Origin of the sequence: Yersinia hibernica (genome assembly GCF_004124235.1) — a bacterium.
Classification (GTDB): Bacteria; Pseudomonadota; Gammaproteobacteria; order Enterobacterales; family Enterobacteriaceae; genus Yersinia; species Yersinia hibernica.
Map to the genome: position 1 here is coordinate 1,060,776 of NZ_CP032487.1, position 17,543 is coordinate 1,078,318.

The following is a 17,543-nucleotide window of genomic DNA, read 5'->3' on the forward strand; positions in this document are numbered from 1 at the left end:
GAATACCTAAGGAAGTTCAGCTAAACTCGCGCAATCAAAGATTAAGCTCGTTTACCACTCGAGAGTATTTATGGAATTTATACGTTTCGTTATTGATTTTATTTTGCATATTGATGTTCATTTAGCAGAGTTGGTGGCGCAGTATGGGGTCTGGGTTTATGGCATTTTATTCCTGATTTTATTCTGTGAAACCGGCTTGGTGGTAACACCATTCTTACCGGGGGATTCTCTGTTATTTGTGGCCGGCGCATTGGCCTCATTGCCCTCTAATGATATTAATGTTCACGTTATGGTGGCTTTGATGGTCACCGCCGCCATTCTTGGCGATGCCATTAACTACACCATTGGCCGCGTGTTTGGCGAAAAGTTATTCAGCAACCCAGACTCCAAGATTTTTCGTCGCAGTTATCTGGATAAAACTCATCAGTTTTATGAAAAACATGGTGGTAAAGCGATTATCTTGGCGCGATTTGTGCCGATCATTCGTACTTTTGCACCGTTCGTTGCCGGTATGGGGAAAATGTCCTATCGTCACTTTGCCGCTTATAACGTGATTGGGGCATTGGTATGGGTGCTGTTATTCACTTATGCTGGATACTTATTTGGCAATGTGCCTATTGTGCAGAACAATCTGAAATTGCTGATTGTCGTCATTATTGTGGTGTCAATTTTGCCGGGTGTATTCGAGGTTTGGCGGCATCGGCGTGCAGCTGCACGTCAAAAAAATCAGTAAAAGCGTTACCTAAGCCGTGGGTTAGACCAGTTTTTTATCTACACTGTCGAGCCGATATGGTTTAATGAGTAACATTTGTGGTCTGTTCCTGCGGACAATCTGAGTTTAGTGCCTTAGTGACGCTGCACTGGCGTATGTCTTAGGCATTTTTTATTGGGTCGTTTTCAGGGAGATGGTTAAAGCATGAACAGCGGACTGGCAACAGCCAGGTTCAAACAGAAAGGTCATCGATGAGCTGGATTGAACGAATTCTTAACAAAAGCAATATCACACAAACCCGTAAAGCGAGTATTCCTGAAGGGGTGTGGACGAAATGCGACAGTTGCGGTCAGGTACTTTATCGTGCTGAATTAGAACGTAATTTGGAAGTGTGTCCTAAGTGTGATCACCACATGCGTATGTCAGCCCGTGCACGGTTACATATGCTGCTGGATGCAGGCAGTGAAGTTGAATTGGGTAGCGAACTGGAGCCGAAGGACATCCTGAAATTCAAGGATTCCAAAAAGTATAAAGATCGCCTCTCAGCTGCACAAAAAGAGACGGGCGAGAAAGATGCTTTGGTTGCCATGAAAGGGACCTTGCAAGGGATGCCTATTGTGGCTGCTTCATTTGAATTCGCCTTTATGGGTGGGTCAATGGCGTCAGTTGTGGGTGCCCGCTTTGTTCGCGCGGTAGAACAGGCGCTGGAAGATAATTGTCCACTGGTGTGCTTCTCGTCCAGTGGCGGAGCCCGTATGCAGGAAGCATTGATGTCCCTGATGCAGATGGCAAAAACCAGTGCTGCTCTGGCTAAAATGCAAGAGCGTGGCTTGCCTTATATCTCAGTATTGACTGACCCGACCATGGGCGGTGTTTCCGCCAGTCTGGCGATGTTAGGTGATATCAATATCGCTGAGCCAAAAGCATTGATTGGTTTTGCTGGCCCCCGGGTTATTGAGCAAACCGTGCGTGAAAAACTGCCGCCGGGCTTCCAGCGCAGTGAGTTCTTGATTGAAAAAGGCGCTATCGACATGATAGTTCGCCGCCCGGTTATGCGTCAGACGCTGGCCAGCATCCTGTCGAAATTGACTCATCAGCCGCAGCCAAGTGTGGTTGAGGTCAAAACGGATGCAGCTGTGACTGATAATCAGGCTGATGCCTGATTAACCGAACCGGGCACCTCCTGATAAGGTGGTGCTCGGTTATTGTGCATGGTCGGAGCTTGAGTTTTATCGCTTTAAGCCTGACTTTGTCGCTTTAAGAAAAGGCCAGTGACGGGACTTATGAACAACCATCAAATCCCCCAAGCCACGTCGCCTTTGGCCGCGTGGCTTTACTATCTTGAGCGTTTGCATTCTCAGCCAATCGAGCTGGGGCTGGAGCGGGTAAAACAGGTTGCTGAGCGGTTAGATTTGCTTCAGCCAGCCCCTAAAGTATTTACCATTGCCGGCACTAATGGCAAAGGCACCACTTGTTGTACCCTGGAATCAATTTTACTCGCAGCGGGTCTGCGTGTCGGGGTTTACAGCTCACCCCATCTCTTGCGTTACACCGAGCGCGTTCGTATTCAGGGGCAAGAACTGCCTGAAGCTGAACATAGCCATTCCTTTGCCAAAATTGAAGCTGGGCGTGAGGGTATCTCACTGACTTACTTCGAGTTCGGCACCTTGGCGGCGTTACAATTGTTTAAGCAGGCTAAACTTGATGTGGTGATTTTAGAAGTTGGTCTGGGAGGACGTTTGGATGCGACTAACATTGTTGACTCAGATGTCGCCGCCATCACCAGCATTGCGATAGACCATACCGACTGGCTGGGATTCGACAGAGAAAGCATTGGTCGTGAAAAAGCCGGGGTTTTCCGCGGCGGTAAACCCGCTATTGTGGGCGAACCCGATATGCCTCAGTCTATTGGCGATGTCGCGGTAAAACTCGGTGCGCAACTGTACCCGGGTGATAAAGCCTGGCAGTTCAGTCTGCAAGAACCCTTTGAGCAACAAAAAAACCGTTGGAACTGGCAATGCGCTGACCGCCAATGGAGTGATTTGCCGCTGCCGAATGTGCCGTTGGCTAATGCCGCGACCGCGCTGGCCGTGTTGCATTATTCCGGATTGCCCTTGAGCGAGGACGCTATACGTCAGGGTCTGCAAACCGCTAATTTACCTGGGCGTTTTCAGATAATCAGTGAGCAGCCCCTGCTGATTTTAGATGTTGCCCACAACCCGCATGCGGCGCGTTATTTGACTGACAAACTCGCGCAATTGCCAAAACAGGGCAAAATTCGGGCGGTGGTGGGGATGCTATCAGATAAAGATATTGGTGGTACTCTGGCATGCTTATCTGAGCAGGTTGATGAATGGTACTGCGCGCCACTAGAGGGGCCACGCGGTGCCAGTGCCGAGCAGTTAGCCGAGCATTTAGCACAATCACGCCAGTTCAGTGATGTTGAAACCGCCTGGCGTCAAGCGATGCAAGATGCAAAAGCACAGGATGTGGTCATTGTCTGTGGCTCTTTCCATACTGTTGCTCATGTGATGGCTGCATTGAATCTGTAACCGCATTAGGTTGGTCATGGCCGGATTGGTAAAGGTATCGGGGTCTGTCAAGGAATTGAAGGAGTGCGCGTGGCAAGTAAGTTCCAGAACCGTTTAGTTGGGACCATCATTTTGGTGGCCTTGGGCGTGATTATATTGCCAGGACTACTGGATGGTAAAAAGAAGCATTATGAGGATGAGTTTGCTGCCATCCCATTAGTGCCGAAACCCGGTGATAGTCAGGAAATTGATGCGGTTGGGCCGGTCAGTCAGCCCCTGCCTATTGCGCCGCCAGAAGGGGCCGCACTTGCCGTGGAAGCCCCCAAAGATGATTCTGTCTCTCAGGCCGCTAATGATGCCGGTAAACTGCCGTCTGAACCGACTCTCGTGACACCGCCACCGGTACAAAGTAAACCGGTTGAGGTGAAACCTGTCGAGAGGAAACCGCTGGAGGCTAAGCCTGCGGAAATAAAACCGGTAGAATCGAAGCCCATCCCGGTCGAGAAAAAACCGCCAGAAGTTAAGCCAAAGCCAGAAGCTCAGCCGGAGAACAAACCGGCCACAGAAGAGAAAGCACCGGTAGGGCAGGCCTATGTCGTCCAACTGGGGGCGCTGAAAAATGCGGCCAAAGTGAATGAAATTGTTGCGACGCTGCGCCTGTCTGGACATCGGGCATTTACCGTGCCAGCGACCCCTGTGCAGGGGCAGATTACCCGGGTGTATGTGGGGCCGGACGCATCAAAACAAAAACTGCAATCGGCTTTGCCAGAGCTTAATTCGTTAAGTGGTCTGAATGGTCAGGTTAAGCCCTATGGCACGGGGCGCTAAAGTTTAAATTAGGGTTAAGATATCTGGGTGTACGGGGGGCTGGTGGCTTCATTGGTGCGGCGATTGTTGTTTTTAAAATCGCCGCACTTTAATTTGTCGCTGGTCATAATTCCTCTACGCAAACGTTTTCTTTTTCTGTTAGAATTCGCCGCGAACAGGATGCAGCGGCGATTTCGTCATTGGAATAGTCATGGTCTGGATTGATTACGTCATTATAGGGATTATCGGATTTTCTGCTGTAGTCAGCTTGATCCGAGGTTTTGTCCGTGAAGCATTGTCACTTGTAACATGGGGATGTGCGTTTTTTGTTGCCAGCCATTTTTACACTTACCTTGCTGTCTACTTCACTCGTTTTGAGGATGAAGTGGTGCGCAACGGAATTGCTATCGGCATTTTGTTCATCGCGACATTGATCGTCGGGGCTATTGTTAACTATGTGATTGGTTCACTGGTTGAACGTACTGGGTTATCGGGAACTGACCGGGTGTTGGGCGTCTGTTTTGGCGCACTGCGAGGTGTGCTGATTGTCTCCGCCATGTTGTTCTTCCTCGATACGTTTACCGGCTTCTCACAGAGTGCTGACTGGAAACAGTCGCAATTAATCCCGCAGTTCAGTTATATCATCAGGTGGTTCTTTGACTACCTACAGAGCACGTCGAGTTTCTTACCGAATCAATTACCGATTCGCGGCAGCTTATGAGGAAAAGACAACATGTGCGGTATTGTCGGTATCGCCGGTTTTGCACCGGTAAACCAGTCGATTTATGATGCGTTGACGGTGCTTCAGCACCGAGGCCAGGATGCTGCGGGCATCGTTACCATTGATGCCCATAATGGGTTCCGGCTGCGTAAAGCAAACGGCTTGGTGAAGGATGTATTTGAAACCCGGCATATGCTGCGCTTACAGGGGAATATGGGGATTGGTCATGTTCGTTACCCAACCGCGGGCAGTTCCAGCGCTTCCGAGGCTCAGCCTTTCTACGTTAACTCACCGTTTGGCATCACTCTGGCTCATAACGGTAATCTGACTAACGCTCACCAGCTGAGAAAGAAATTATTCGAAGTTTCTCGCCGTCATGTGAATACCACTTCTGACTCAGAAATTCTGCTGAATATTTTTGCCAGTGAATTGGACCGTTTCCAGCATTATCCGTTGGAATCTGACAACATTTTTGCCGCTGTTGCTGCTACGCATCAGTTGATTCGCGGTGCTTATGCTTGCGTCGCGATGATTATCGGCCACGGTATGGTTGCGTTCCGTGACCCTAATGGTATTCGCCCGCTAGTGATTGGCAAACGCACTTTAGCTGATGGTCGCAATGAATACATGGTGGCGTCTGAAAGTGTGGCGCTAGATACCCTCGGTTTCGAATTCCTGCGCGATGTTGCGCCGGGCGAAGCGGTGTATATCACTGAAAAAGGCCAGTTGTTTACTCGCCAGTGTGCTGAAAATCCGAAATACAATCCGTGCTTGTTTGAGTATGTTTATTTTGCCCGTCCAGACTCCTTTATGGATAAAATTTCTGTTTACAGCGCGCGTGTGCGTATGGGGCAGAAGTTAGGCGCAAAAATTGCTAAACAGTGGGAAGACTTGGATATCGATGTCGTTATTCCTATCCCAGAAACTTCCTGCGATATCGCACTGGAAATCGCCCGTATTTTGGATAAACCGTATCGTCAAGGGTTTGTGAAAAACCGCTATGTTGGCCGTACTTTTATCATGCCGGGCCAGCAGGAACGCCGTAAATCGGTGCGCCGCAAGCTCAATGCTAATCGTGCAGAATTCCGTGATAAAAATGTGTTATTAGTGGATGACTCCATTGTGCGCGGCACCACCTCGGAACAGATTGTCGAAATGGCCCGTGAAGCAGGTGCGAAGAAAGTTTATTTCGCGTCTGCGGCTCCTGAAATCCGTTTCCCAAATGTGTATGGTATTGATATGCCAAGTGCTAATGAGTTAATTGCTCATGGCCGCGAAGTGGACGAGATTCGCCAGTTAATTGGTGCGGATGCGCTGATTTTCCAGGATCTTACCGACCTTATCGAAGCTGTACGCGAAGATAACCCCGATATTACTCAGTTTGAGTGTTCGGTCTTTAATGGCGTTTACGTGACTAAAGATGTGGATCAAAGCTATCTGGAGTATCTGGAATCGTTACGTAACGATGATGCGCAAGCACTACGTAATCATAACGAAGCAGAAAATCTAGAGATGCATAACGAGGGGTAATATCCTCCGAGCACCTCAAGTTGGAGCGGCAGCATCCCCGTCGCTCATAATCCTGCTGAGTATTAATGAATCAAAAAGGTGCAACTGACGTTCAGACGCGGTGCACCTTTTTTGTTATTGTGCGGGGCGCTATTCTAATTTGTTCACTGCCTAAGACAGTAAATTGGCCTGATTTCTGGTTATACTGTGGATAATTCGTTATCCGTCATTTGCTTGAGGCAGTTCCCATGAAACGACTTATTATCGGCATCAGTGGTGCCAGTGGTGCTATTTATGGCATTCGGCTATTACAGGCGCTGCAACATGTCGAGGGTGTGGAAACCCATCTCATTCTCAGTAACGCAGCACGTCAAACATTGGCGCTTGAAACCGAGTTCAGTGTTAAAGATGTGCAGGCATTAGCGGATGTGGTGCACGATTCTCGTGACATTGCCGCTTGCATATCATCTGGCTCATTCAAGACCAGCGGCATGGTCATTTTACCTTGCTCAATCAAAACATTATCTGGCATTGTCCATAGCTATACCGATGGTCTGCTGACCCGAGCTGCGGACGTGATATTAAAAGAGCGGCGGCCATTAGTGTTATGTGTGCGCGAAACCCCACTGCATTTAGGGCACTTACGCCTAATGGTACAAGCTGCCGAGCTAGGGGCGGTCATTATGCCGCCAATGCCTGCGTTTTATCATCGCCCACAAAGCATTCAAGATATTGTTGATCAGACAGTTAACCGAGTTATCGATCAATTTGATATTGAACTGCCTAACGATTTGTTTATTCGCTGGCAAGGTGGTAGTTAACAAATTTCCCTTAATTGATACATTTGTGCAACATCGCACTGAAATGGGGCGAATTATGCACCACAATGATGCTGTGTTAGGGCGCATGTTGGTGCATGGTATTCGCATTCAGTTTCTGTTGATGGCCAGATGCCTGCATTTAGTCGTAATTACGCGAAGAAGTCGGTAATGGAATTTGCTTTCTCTGCCAATGATTACTGGCACGATTACTGCAAATTGATTTATGAACGCTCTGGGTTGTACAGAAAACTAACGCGCTTTATGGCATTGAAAATCAATTTGAGGGTTATGTATGAATAAGAAGATTTTGGTTCTGCCTTTAGTATTAGCATTGGCTGCTGCCAGCAGTGCTTTTGCCGCCATTCCTAAAGATATCAAAATTGGTACAGATCCAACTTATGCTCCTTTCGAATCGAAAAATGCCAGCGGTGAGTTGGTTGGTTTTGATATCGATATAGCAAAAGAATTATGTAATCGGATTGATACCAAATGTACTTTTGTTGAAAGTGACTTTGATGCATTAATCCCGTCGCTGAAAGCTAAAAAAATTGATGCCATTATCTCCTCGCTCTCCATCACTGAAAAACGTCAAAAAGAGATTGCCTTCACAGACAAACTCTACGCCGCCAATGCCCGCTTAATTGCGCCGAAAGACAGCAAAATTGAACCAACATTGGTGGCTTTGAAAGGTAAACGTGTTGGGGTATTGCAAGGTTCGACTCAGGAAGCATTCGCTAATGCAGAGTGGCAACCAAAAGGTATTGATGTCGTTGCCTACCAAAATCAGGATTTGATTTACTCTGACTTGGGTTCTGGTCGTATCGATGCCGCGTTCCAAGATGAAGTTGCCGGCAGTGAAGGTTTCCTGAAACAAGCGGCAGGCAAAGGTTATGCTTTCGCTGGCCCATCAGTCAAAAATGACCAATTCTTCGGCGTGGGTACCGGTATGGGCTTACGTAAAGATGATGTTGAACTTAAAGCCGCGTTGGATAAAGCCTTTGCAGAAATGCGTAAAGATGGCACTTACGACAAACTCGCGAAAAAATATTTCGACTTTGATGTTTACGGCGGTTAATCCTATTTGCCGCTATGGCCTCAGCCTATTTAGGTTGAGGCCAACACAGAGCAATTAACCAGACTCCTTACTCAGTAAAACAGGATAACCCAGATGCTGGATGGATATTCGAAACTGATATTTGAAGGTGCGCTGGTGACGCTGGAGCTAGCACTGTGCTCAGTGCTGCTATCAGTGATTATCGGCTTAATTGGTGCCGGTGGGAAATTATCATCAAACCGGCTGTTATCCGGTTTATTTGAGGGCTACACCACGCTGATTCGTGGGGTGCCTGATTTAGTTTTGATGCTGCTTATCTTCTACGGCTTGCAGATCACCCTAAATAGCATTACTGAATCACTAGGTTTTGAACAAATTAATATTGACCCTCTCTCTGCAGGGATTATTACGCTTGGTTTTATCTATGGTGCTTATTTCACCGAAACTTTCCGTGGCGCTTATATGGCAGTTCCTACTGGCCAAATTGAAGCTGCAAGGGCCTTTGGTTTTAATTCCAGCCAGATTTTCCGTAGAATTATGTTTCCTGCCATGATGCGCTATGCCTTACCGGGGATTGGTAATAACTGGCAAGTTATCCTCAAAGCGACAGCATTGGTCTCTATTTTGGGATTAAATGATGTCGTTAAAGCCACACAATTGGCAGGGAAAGGCACTTATCAGCCATTCTTCTTTGCGCTTGTGGCCGGTGTGGTTTATCTGGTATTTACCACCGTCTCAAATGGTATTTTGCTATGGTTGGAACGGCGCTATTCCCACGGGGTGAAGAGGGCCGAATTATGATTGAAATCCTACATCAATATTGGCAAGCCCTGCTTTGGAGCGACGGCTACCGATTTACTGGCATGGCCGTAACCCTCTGGTTACTCATTTCTTCGGTAGTGATGGGCGGGTTACTTGCTATTCCACTGGCAGTAGCACGTGTAGCAGAACGGCGCTGGATTCGTTTGCCCGTCTGGATTTTTACCTATATCTTCCGTGGTACGCCACTCTACGTGCAATTATTAGTGTTTTATTCCGGCGTATACAGTTTAGAGATTATCCGAGGTAATGACCTACTTAATGCATTCTTCCGAAGCGGGTTGAATTGCACTATTTTGGCATTGACGTTGAATACTTGTGCTTATACCACAGAGATATTCGCAGGTGCTATTCGTTCAGTGCCACATGGTGAAATCGAAGCTGCCCGAGCCTATGGTTTCTCTCGTTTTAAAATGTATCGCTGTATTATTTTACCTTCAGCACTGCGTATTGCTTTACCGGCTTACAGTAATGAAGTTATTTTAATGCTGCATTCCACCGCATTGGCTTTTACCGCCACGGTGCCAGATATACTGAAAATAGCGCGTGATATTAACGCCGCGACTTATCAGCCGTTTTATGCTTTTGGTATTGCTGCCGTACTTTATCTGATTATCTCTTTCACGCTAATTAGCCTGTTCCGCCAGGCAGAGAAACGTTGGCTGGCACATATAAAACCTCAGGCATCGCATTAAGTACGGAGAGATTATGACTGACACATCAAGAACTATGACTGACATGTTAGAACCTAAAATAGCTGAAACCAAATTGTCTGTGACAGAATTACATAAGCACTATGGCGAACATGAAGTTTTAAAAGGGGTGTCACTTTCAGCGAAAGCCGGGGATGTGATTTCTATTATTGGCTCCTCTGGTTCAGGGAAAAGTACTTTTTTACGTTGCATCAACTTTTTAGAAAAACCCAGTGAAGGTTCAATTAGCGTCAATAATCAGGATATCCGCCTAGTGCGTGATAAAGATGGGCAATTAAAAGTCTTTGATAAAAAAGAGCTGCAATTATTACGCACCCGGCTAACGATGGTATTCCAGCATTTCAACTTGTGGAGCCACATGACTGTGCTGGAAAATGTCATGGAGGCCCCAGTTCAAGTATTGGGGTTGAGTAAGTCAGTGGCAAAAGAGCGCGCTATTCGTTATTTGGATAAAGTCGGGATTGATGAGCGCGCGCGGGCCAAATATCCCGTGCATCTTTCTGGTGGTCAGCAGCAGCGTGTTTCTATTGCTCGGGCACTGGCTATGGAGCCAGATGTATTATTGTTTGATGAGCCCACCTCGGCGCTGGATCCGGAATTAGTGGGGGAGGTTTTGCGGATTATGCAGAAGCTGGCAGAAGAGGGGAAAACGATGGTCGTGGTGACTCACGAAATGGAGTTTGCGCGCCATGTCTCCAGCCATGTTATTTTCCTGCACAAAGGTGTCATTGAAGAAGAGGGGCCGCCAGCCGAGCTATTTGGCAACCCAAAAAGTACCCGGCTGCAGCAGTTCCTGTCTGGCGCACTGAAGTAACCATTTATTGCCATCATCCTTCAAGCTGCGGCGGTGTTGGCCGCCATTATGCACCCAAGTTATTGAGTTATCTCAACTCCTTGGGTGCATTTGTTGCCGCCCAGTTGCAACGCGCAATCTATCGAGAAGGCTGGGGTAACTCACAAATCTATCTGGCTGATTTTTTCAGCACATTGCGTAAAGCTTCTTCCAGTTCAAAATAGCGGAATGCGAAGCCCGCCTCTTCCAGTCGTTTCGGCACTGCTCGTTGCCCACCAAGCACCAATGCTGCGGATTCTCCCAGCAATAGACGCATGGCCGCAGCCGGGGTGCGAATCACCGCTGGGCGATCCAGCACTTGCGCCAATGTGGCAATAAATTGTTCATTATGGACTGGATAAGGGGAAACCATATTGAACGGGCCATTTAATCCATCCGTTGTCAGTAAATAATGGATACCGTGAACCATATCATCAATATGTATCCACGGCAGATATTGGCGACCATCCCCGATCGGGCCACCCAAACCCAGGCGTAATAGCGGTATCATTTTAGCTAATGCACCACCATGAGGGGCCAGCACGATGCCGGTACGCAGTAGGCAAACTCGTGTTTGGTGGCTGTGGGCCGCCAGCGCCAAGCTTTCCCAGCGCGCGCATAACTGATGAGTAAACTCATCATGGGGTAGTTCATCTTCAGTGACCAATGCTTGCCCCTGATCACCATAAAATCCGACTGCCGATCCTGAAATAAATACCGCCGGAGGCTGACTGCTGGCTTTAATTAATGCAGTTAATCTCTCGGTTATTCGCCAGCGACTTTGACACAAAATTTCTTTCTGTTGCGAAGTCCACCGCTTCTCAGCAATAGGCTCACCCGCTAGATTGATGACAGCATCAAAATTATTAAGGTCATGCTTATCATCCAAGGTTGACCAATAGGTGACTTGTGAGCCAAGCACATCATTTGCTCGCTGCGGGTCGCGAGTTAAAACGGTTATTTGATGGGCTTGCGACAAAAGGAATGCGGTCAGACTGCGCCCGATGAGCCCTGTGGCTCCAGTGATTAAAATACGCATAGCCAATCTCCGTTAATACCCTTTTTACTTGATTGCTTACCTGCACTCCAAGTTCTTGGGGATAGCGGTAGCCTAGTTTCTTTTTCAGCATAGGCTAACTTGCGTGCTTCTCCCACGACACTGAGCACATCCTGAGTGAAATTTTTAACAAAATAAAAAATAATCACTAAATAAATTACCCGAACTATCCGATTAATACAGTATTGAATGCTCGGCTATTACTTATTTAGTTGTAGAGCCATCGCGTCTATGTACTTTATTGTTTTGAACACCAACAATGGTATATCCCATACCGGTGACTTTGACGCTGAATTCGCGATTTTCTGCTAGAGTCAATATACTCATCGGAATGGAAAAGTGGCAGGCAGCCTCTTTCACCTTGTCACGTTGGATGTTTTTATAAAAAAGTTGAGTATTTCATAAAAACTCACGGTGGTTTATAAAGCCTCCGGCTGAGATCAGGTTGTGATCTCATTGTTGCCCATACACTTTTCAGGTGCGCATGAAGCTAAACATCGAAGTTAATTGTTCTTATGTATGTGAGCCAATACATAAGCAAGACGGCAGCTTATTAGCAGTGGAACTATTAAGCCGATTCTCAGCTAAATCAGTAGATTTACCGATTGATGTTGAAAATTTTATTAATAAATTGGATGTCGATGGAAAGACCGATTTATTTCAAGACCAATTACGGGCGGTGAAAGCTTATCGCGATTGGTTTATCACTCACCATGTTTTGCTCTCGATTAATATCGATTTTGACTTGGCGAGTGTGATTGTTACTGATGAGTTAACCCGCCAGATGCTTGATGAGTTACCTTTCCTACGGCTGGAAATTATGGAGACATTCTCCAATTTATCTGATGGAATGAATAACCCTTTGTTACGTGATCTTGCTGAGCGGTATCCACTTTGGTTGGATGACCTAGGCAGTGGTGGCTCTACTTTAAATGCGGTCACGGCTAATATTTTCGAATATGTGAAGATTGATAAGCATTTCTTCTGGCAGCACAATAAACATACTTTTCCCGTCTTGATAAATAATATTAAGAAATATTGTCTTGGGGTGATTGTGGTTGGCGTAGAAAATCAGGATGAGTCCGAACAGCTCAAAGGCAGTAATATTGATGCCATGCAGGGATATCTATTCAGACAATTAACTCTGGATGAATTGGTATCGCAATCTTCGCTATAACGGCTCTTCTTCCGCACTATCTTGCATCATGCTGGCATTATTTGTCATGTCAGCATTGTTTTTTACGATAAAATTTTCTTATGGTAGATAGTGGCTTTTCTCGGATTAATCCCACGGATTGGATGATAGAATGAAGCCACATTTAATTCTCATTACCTATTACGGCGGCAGGTGTCGCCAGATTTCCTGAGATTAGACCTAAGAGAAGACAATGCCATGAAGTTAATGTTTGCTTCTGATTTGCATGGGTCGCTACCGGCCACTGAAAAAGTTCTGAATATCTTTGATAGCAGTGGGGCGCAATGGCTGGTGCTATTGGGGGATTTACTCAACCATGGGCCACGTAATACGTTACCGGCCGGTTATCAACCCTCCGCTGTTGCAGAATGTCTTAACCCCTATAAAAACCAGATTATTGCTGTGCGCGGTAATTGCGACAGCGAAGTCGATCAGATGTTATTACAGTTCCCCATGATGGCCAGCTGGCAGCAGATTATTATGCCAGAAACACGTCTATTTTTGACGCATGGTCACCTTTATCATCCGGGGGCGCTTCCTCCGTTGCGTCGGGGGGATGTCTTAGTCTATGGTCATACTCATCTACCTCAGGCAGAGTGGCAAGATGATGTTATATGCTTTAATCCTGGCTCCGTCAGTATCCCTAAAGGGGGCTATCCGGCCAGTTATGGCATGCTGGATGAGGGAGTTTTACAGGTTCTAGCCCTACAAAATAGTGAGCCTGTCACCCAGCTGGCATTAAAAAATTAAATAATACAACGAGTTAAAAACTCTTGATTAACAATTGCGCGTCACTAAGCGCGCCCAGATAGAAGGTTTCAGAGGATGGTGGAGCAAAATCCAGCAGCAGTCATCGAGTGGGTTGATATTGTTGATGAGCAAAATGAAGTCATTGCTCAATCCAGTCGCCAGCAAATGAGAGCTCAACGACTACGCCACCGTGCTACCTATATTGTGGTGCACGATGGAATGGGCAAAATACTGGTACAACGCCGTACTGAGGGCAAAGATTTCTATCCTGGGAAACTGGACGCGACAGCCGGCGGTGTGGTGCAAAGTGGTGAGAACTACCTTGAGTCTGCCCGCCGAGAGGCGGAGGAAGAGTTAGGTATTGCGGGAGTGCCTTTTGCTGAACATGGTCAATTCTACTTTGAAGAAGAGTGCTGCCGAGTGTGGGGGGCCTTGTTTAGCTGTGTCTCCCATGGCCCATTCGCATTACAGGCAGAAGAGATAGATGAAGTTCGCTGGATGCTGCCAGAAGAAATTACTGCCCGCTGCGACGAATTCACACCGGATTCCCTGAAAGCGTTGTCATTGTGGTTAACCCGCAATAATGAACAGGATTACGGAAAAATCACACCGCGGGAAGATTGATTCCAACCTGCCATAAAAAAGCCCCTTTTCAGGGGCTTTTTACATTTATCTGACTGATTATTAAATAACAATTAACGAACGATAATACCCAGCAAGATACCCAGAGCACCAAAGTCAGCATCACTGAACGTGGTGTTAGCGAACCCAATATCACCCAATACTGGCAGCAGGAATACTGGCAGGAAGGTAATTAACAAGCCTTGCGCAAATGCGCCCAGGATGGCACCACGACGCCCACCGGTGGCATTACCGAACACCCCAGCCGCCGCGCCGACGAAGAAGTGAGGTACAACACCCGGGATAATTACCGTCATGTTCATCAGATACAGCGCGAACATCCCGATAAGACCTGCGGCGAAGCTGCTTAAGAAGCCAACCAATACGGCATTCGGCGCGTAAGGGAAGACGACCGGGCAATCCAGCGCTGGTTTGGCATTCGGCACTAACTTGTCGGAAATCCCTTTAAACGCAGGAACAATCTCGGCAATAACCATACGCACACCTTGCAAGATGATGTACACGCCAGCGGCGAAAGTAATGGATTGCATCAATGAGAACATGAACCAGTTTTTACCACCGCTCAGGCTTTTCACCACTTCCGGCCCAGCAAACAGGCAGGTTACGATGAAAATAATGCACATGGTAAAGGAGATGGCGACCGGCGTATCACGCAAGAACAGCAGACTTTTCGGCACATTCATGTCTTCAGTCGAATGCTCTTTATTACCAAATTTACTGCCGATAAAGCCTGCTAATACATAAGACAGGGTGGAGAAGTGGCCGATTGCCACGTCATCAGAGCCAGTCACTTTTTTCATGTAAGGGTGGGCGATAGCAGGGAAGAACACCATCGCAACCCCCACCACCAGCGAACCAATCACAATCAGTGTCACACCACTGATGCCAGCGGTAGCCAGAATCACCGCCACCATCATCGACATAAACAGCGTGTGGTGGCCGGTCAGGAAGATAAATTTCCACGGCGTAAAGCGGGCAATCAGAATATTGATAACCATAGCGAAGAACATAATCATCGCCATTTCTTTACCGAAACTCTTCTGCGCGACCGACACAATAGCTTCGTTATTCGGCACGACGCCCTGAATACCGAAGGCCTGTTGGAAGATGTTGGCGAAATCACCCAGCGATGACACCACCAAACCAGCACCAGCACCTAAAATCACAAAACCCATGATGGTTTTTACGGTGCCTTTAATGCACTCGGTGACCGGTTTTTTCTGTGCAATCAAACCGATTAAAGCTATCAGACCGACCAGCACCGCCGGTTCGGAAAGAACATCGCTCATTAAAAAACGAAAGAAATCCATGCCAGCCTCCAGTTACAAAGCGCCTAATTCGGTTAATGCCACAGACAAACGCTCTTTCATGGCTTTCTTATCAACCATATTGTCTAACGCAACAATTTTGCCGCCGACGGCTTGAGCAACGAGTTGCTCAGCAATATCTTTAGTGCCAACGAAAATGTCACTTGGCGTCCCTTTGGCTGAACCCAGGTCAACATGGTCTACTTCGGCACTGACGGCCAACTCTTTCAGAATGTTTTTGATGCTGATTTCCATCATGAGGCTGGTGCCTAAGCCGTTGCCGCAAACTACTGTAATTTTCATTTTCTTTCCCCTTAAAATTATTATCCGAACCTAATGTGGTGATTAATAACGTGCAATAACGGATAAAATATCCTGCTGCGTTTTAGCATTAAGTAAGGCTTGTACATCATTATCGTTATCGAACAACTGTGCGAGTTGAGAAATAACCTCAATGTGGCTAGTGCTGTCTGTCGCCGCTAACACTATGAGTAGTTTTACTGGGTCGTTACCCTCAGCATTGAAAGTCACACCCTCAGTGATGATGGTCAAGGCCAGAGAGAGTTTATTCGCCCCCTCTTCCGGGCGGGCATGCGGCATGGCAATTCCTGGCCCGACCACGTAATACGGGCCGATGGCCTCATGGGAGCGATAAATTGCCTCGACATAACCGGCTTCAATGGAACCATTATCAATAAGTGGCTGACATGAAATCGCGATGGCGTCACGCCAATCTTTTGCGTGATTGACCACCTGAATGACGTCTGGCGTTAACAATGTTTTTAACATGATATTTATGACTCCCAATGACTGTTAACAGGAGAGTAGATATTTATCACGGTCATTAATGTGATGAACATCCCAATTGATAGCGCTACCTGATAGCGCTATCAAATTTTGTGATAGCGCTATCATTTGTCGCACCATGGGCTTTGGCTATCGCCAGATAAGCCATATACAATGCAGTATATTGTCGAGGGCCAATGCGGGAATGGCTTGACCAGACAAGAAATTTTAATCAGGCAGGAATCAGCATGGAAAAAACACGCAAGCGCCGTAATACCGGGCGGGTCACTCTATCGGATGTGGCGAATTACGCCGGGGTAGGGTCGATGACTGTTTCCAGAGCGCTGCGAACGCCGGAGCAGGTTTCAGATAAATTACGTGAGAAAATAGAGCAAGCGGTTGAAACTCTGGGCTATATTCCTAACCGTGCTGCCGGAGCATTGGCCTCCGGTCATAGTGATATTGTTGCCGTCCTGATCCCATCACTCACGGACAAAGCCAGTTCGCAATTTATGCAGGCACTGCAACAGATTTTGAACAAAAATGAGTTTCAGTTATTACTGGGTTGCCATGAATATAATCAGCGCAAAGAAGCCGAGATATTGATGACCTTGCTGCAAAGCAGCCCCGCAGCGGTAGTGATATTCGGCTCACAACTGGCGGACAAAACCTATCAACTGCTTGAGCGGGCAAATATCCCCACAGTCAACGTGGTTGGCTCCTATTTTAAAGCGGCAAAAATCACCCTTGAGGCGGCTTTCTTTGAGTCAGCCTATGAACTGAGCCGCCATTTGCTCGCGCGCGGCTACCATAATATTGGGTTTATTGGCGCACATATGGATAACCGTCTGCAGCGCCAGCAACTGAATGGCTGGCACAAAGCTATGCTCAAGCATTATAAAAATGGTGACCAGACCGTCACAACACCGGAGAGTGCCAGTTTGCAGTTTGGTCGTTATGCACTGACAGAAATCCTCCAGCGCCAGCCCGAATTAGATGCAGTGATATGCAGCCATGAAGATATTGCCCTCGGGGTATTATTTGAGTGCCAGCGGCGGTTGTTGAAAATCCCCAGCGGCATTGCCGTGGCCTGTTTAGATGGCTCTGACAGTTGCGACCAAACCCATCCAACCTTGACTTCTATGCGGATTGATTACAAAAAAATGGGGAAAGAAGCCGGTAAGATGCTGATTAATATGCTGGATAATGACGACGATGGCGAAGAGCAAGAGCCGTTGAGCCAGAGTTTTAGCTATAAGTTCGAACTACGGCAAAGCACCTGAGCGC

General features: G+C 47.2%; 19 protein-coding genes. 15 read left to right on the forward strand and 4 right to left on the reverse strand.

The features are described from left to right. Window positions 1–70 precede the first annotated feature (70 nt). The 11 genes from D5F51_RS05045 to hisP all read left to right on the forward strand — a co-directional run bounded on the left by D5F51_RS05045 (window position 71) and on the right by hisP (window position 10,501). Window positions 71–733 (forward strand): DedA family protein, encoded by a 663-nt coding sequence (locus D5F51_RS05045; RefSeq protein ID WP_129195782.1) that lies wholly within the window; start codon window positions 71–73, stop codon window positions 731–733. 230 nt (window positions 734–963) lie between these two features. After that, window positions 964–1,875, forward strand: a complete 912-nt coding sequence (gene accD, locus D5F51_RS05050; RefSeq protein ID WP_129195783.1) for an acetyl-CoA carboxylase, carboxyltransferase subunit beta — start codon at window positions 964–966, stop codon at window positions 1,873–1,875. Window positions 1,876–1,995: 120 nt separating this feature from the next. Continuing rightward, window positions 1,996–3,264 carry a bifunctional tetrahydrofolate synthase/dihydrofolate synthase gene (folC, locus tag D5F51_RS05055; protein WP_129195784.1) on the forward strand — a complete coding sequence of 423 codons (1,269 nt, stop codon included), beginning with the start codon at window positions 1,996–1,998 and terminating at the stop codon, window positions 3,262–3,264. Window positions 3,265–3,333: 69 nt separating this feature from the next. Beyond that, entirely contained in the window at window positions 3,334–4,071 is a 738-nt protein-coding gene (gene dedD / locus D5F51_RS05060; RefSeq protein ID WP_129195785.1) for a cell division protein DedD, read from the forward strand. A gap of 190 nt (window positions 4,072–4,261) precedes the next feature. Then, the gene (cvpA, locus tag D5F51_RS05065) at window positions 4,262–4,771 is read left to right on the forward strand and encodes a colicin V production protein (protein ID WP_025378953.1); all 510 of its coding nucleotides are present in this window, start codon (window positions 4,262–4,264) and stop codon (window positions 4,769–4,771) included. A gap of 12 nt (window positions 4,772–4,783) precedes the next feature. After that, a complete protein-coding gene (purF, locus tag D5F51_RS05070; protein ID WP_025378952.1) occupies window positions 4,784–6,301 on the forward strand; it encodes an amidophosphoribosyltransferase in 1,518 nt (505 codons plus the stop codon). A 227-nt stretch (window positions 6,302–6,528) separates the two neighbouring features. Continuing rightward, window positions 6,529–7,101: a UbiX family flavin prenyltransferase gene (locus D5F51_RS05075; RefSeq protein WP_129195786.1), complete on the forward strand. Its 573-nt coding sequence runs from the start codon at window positions 6,529–6,531 to the stop codon at window positions 7,099–7,101. Between the two features lie 292 nt (window positions 7,102–7,393). Then, window positions 7,394–8,176, forward strand: a complete 783-nt coding sequence (gene hisJ / locus D5F51_RS05085) for a histidine ABC transporter substrate-binding protein HisJ (RefSeq protein ID WP_025378950.1) — start codon at window positions 7,394–7,396, stop codon at window positions 8,174–8,176. A 93-nt stretch (window positions 8,177–8,269) separates the two neighbouring features. Next, entirely contained in the window at window positions 8,270–8,956 is a 687-nt protein-coding gene (locus D5F51_RS05090) for a histidine ABC transporter permease HisQ (RefSeq protein WP_025378949.1), read from the forward strand. After that, complete coding sequence (locus D5F51_RS05095) at window positions 8,953–9,669, forward strand: ABC transporter permease (protein ID WP_025378948.1); 717 nt, start codon at window positions 8,953–8,955, stop codon at window positions 9,667–9,669. Before D5F51_RS05090 ends, D5F51_RS05095 begins: the two co-directional genes overlap by 4 nt. Window positions 9,670–9,703: 34 nt before the next feature. After that, on the forward strand, window positions 9,704–10,501 hold the full coding sequence (hisP, locus tag D5F51_RS05100; protein ID WP_025378947.1) for a histidine ABC transporter ATP-binding protein HisP: 798 nt from the start codon (window positions 9,704–9,706) through the stop codon (window positions 10,499–10,501). Between the two features lie 148 nt (window positions 10,502–10,649). Here the strand turns inward: hisP and D5F51_RS05105 are convergent, their stop codons facing one another. Next, window positions 10,650–11,558 carry a TIGR01777 family oxidoreductase gene (locus D5F51_RS05105; RefSeq protein WP_129195787.1) on the reverse strand — a complete coding sequence of 303 codons (909 nt, stop codon included), beginning with the start codon at window positions 11,556–11,558 and terminating at the stop codon, window positions 10,650–10,652. Between the two features lie 502 nt (window positions 11,559–12,060). On the opposite strand from D5F51_RS05105, the gene D5F51_RS05110 reads away from it, so the two are divergent. The 3 genes from D5F51_RS05110 (at window position 12,061) to yfcD (ending at window position 14,145) form a co-directional block, all read left to right on the forward strand. Continuing rightward, window positions 12,061–12,753, forward strand: a complete 693-nt coding sequence (locus tag D5F51_RS05110) for an EAL domain-containing protein (RefSeq protein ID WP_025378945.1) — start codon at window positions 12,061–12,063, stop codon at window positions 12,751–12,753. A 216-nt stretch (window positions 12,754–12,969) separates the two neighbouring features. Beyond that, window positions 12,970–13,521, forward strand: a complete 552-nt coding sequence (gene yfcE / locus D5F51_RS05115; RefSeq protein WP_129195788.1) for a phosphodiesterase — start codon at window positions 12,970–12,972, stop codon at window positions 13,519–13,521. A 75-nt stretch (window positions 13,522–13,596) separates the two neighbouring features. Beyond that, entirely contained in the window at window positions 13,597–14,145 is a 549-nt protein-coding gene (gene yfcD, locus D5F51_RS05120) for an NUDIX hydrolase YfcD (RefSeq protein ID WP_025378943.1), read from the forward strand. Window positions 14,146–14,216: 71 nt separating this feature from the next. On the opposite strand, the gene D5F51_RS05125 is transcribed toward yfcD, so the two are convergent. The 3 genes from D5F51_RS05125 to D5F51_RS05135 are packed head-to-tail and all read right to left on the reverse strand — an operon-like array spanning window position 14,217 to window position 16,259. Continuing rightward, window positions 14,217–15,473 carry a PTS ascorbate transporter subunit IIC gene (locus D5F51_RS05125; RefSeq protein WP_025378942.1) on the reverse strand — a complete coding sequence of 419 codons (1,257 nt, stop codon included), beginning with the start codon at window positions 15,471–15,473 and terminating at the stop codon, window positions 14,217–14,219. A 12-nt stretch (window positions 15,474–15,485) separates the two neighbouring features. Further along, window positions 15,486–15,773 carry a PTS sugar transporter subunit IIB gene (locus D5F51_RS05130; RefSeq protein ID WP_025378941.1) on the reverse strand — a complete coding sequence of 96 codons (288 nt, stop codon included), beginning with the start codon at window positions 15,771–15,773 and terminating at the stop codon, window positions 15,486–15,488. Window positions 15,774–15,815: 42 nt separating this feature from the next. Next, window positions 15,816–16,259, reverse strand: coding sequence for a PTS sugar transporter subunit IIA (locus D5F51_RS05135; RefSeq protein WP_129195789.1), 444 nt, complete (start codon window positions 16,257–16,259; stop codon window positions 15,816–15,818). A gap of 245 nt (window positions 16,260–16,504) precedes the next feature. Between D5F51_RS05135 and D5F51_RS05140 the strand changes: the two genes are divergently transcribed. Further along, complete coding sequence (locus D5F51_RS05140; RefSeq protein WP_129195790.1) at window positions 16,505–17,539, forward strand: LacI family DNA-binding transcriptional regulator; 1,035 nt, start codon at window positions 16,505–16,507, stop codon at window positions 17,537–17,539. The last annotated feature ends 4 nt before the right edge of the window (window positions 17,540–17,543 follow it).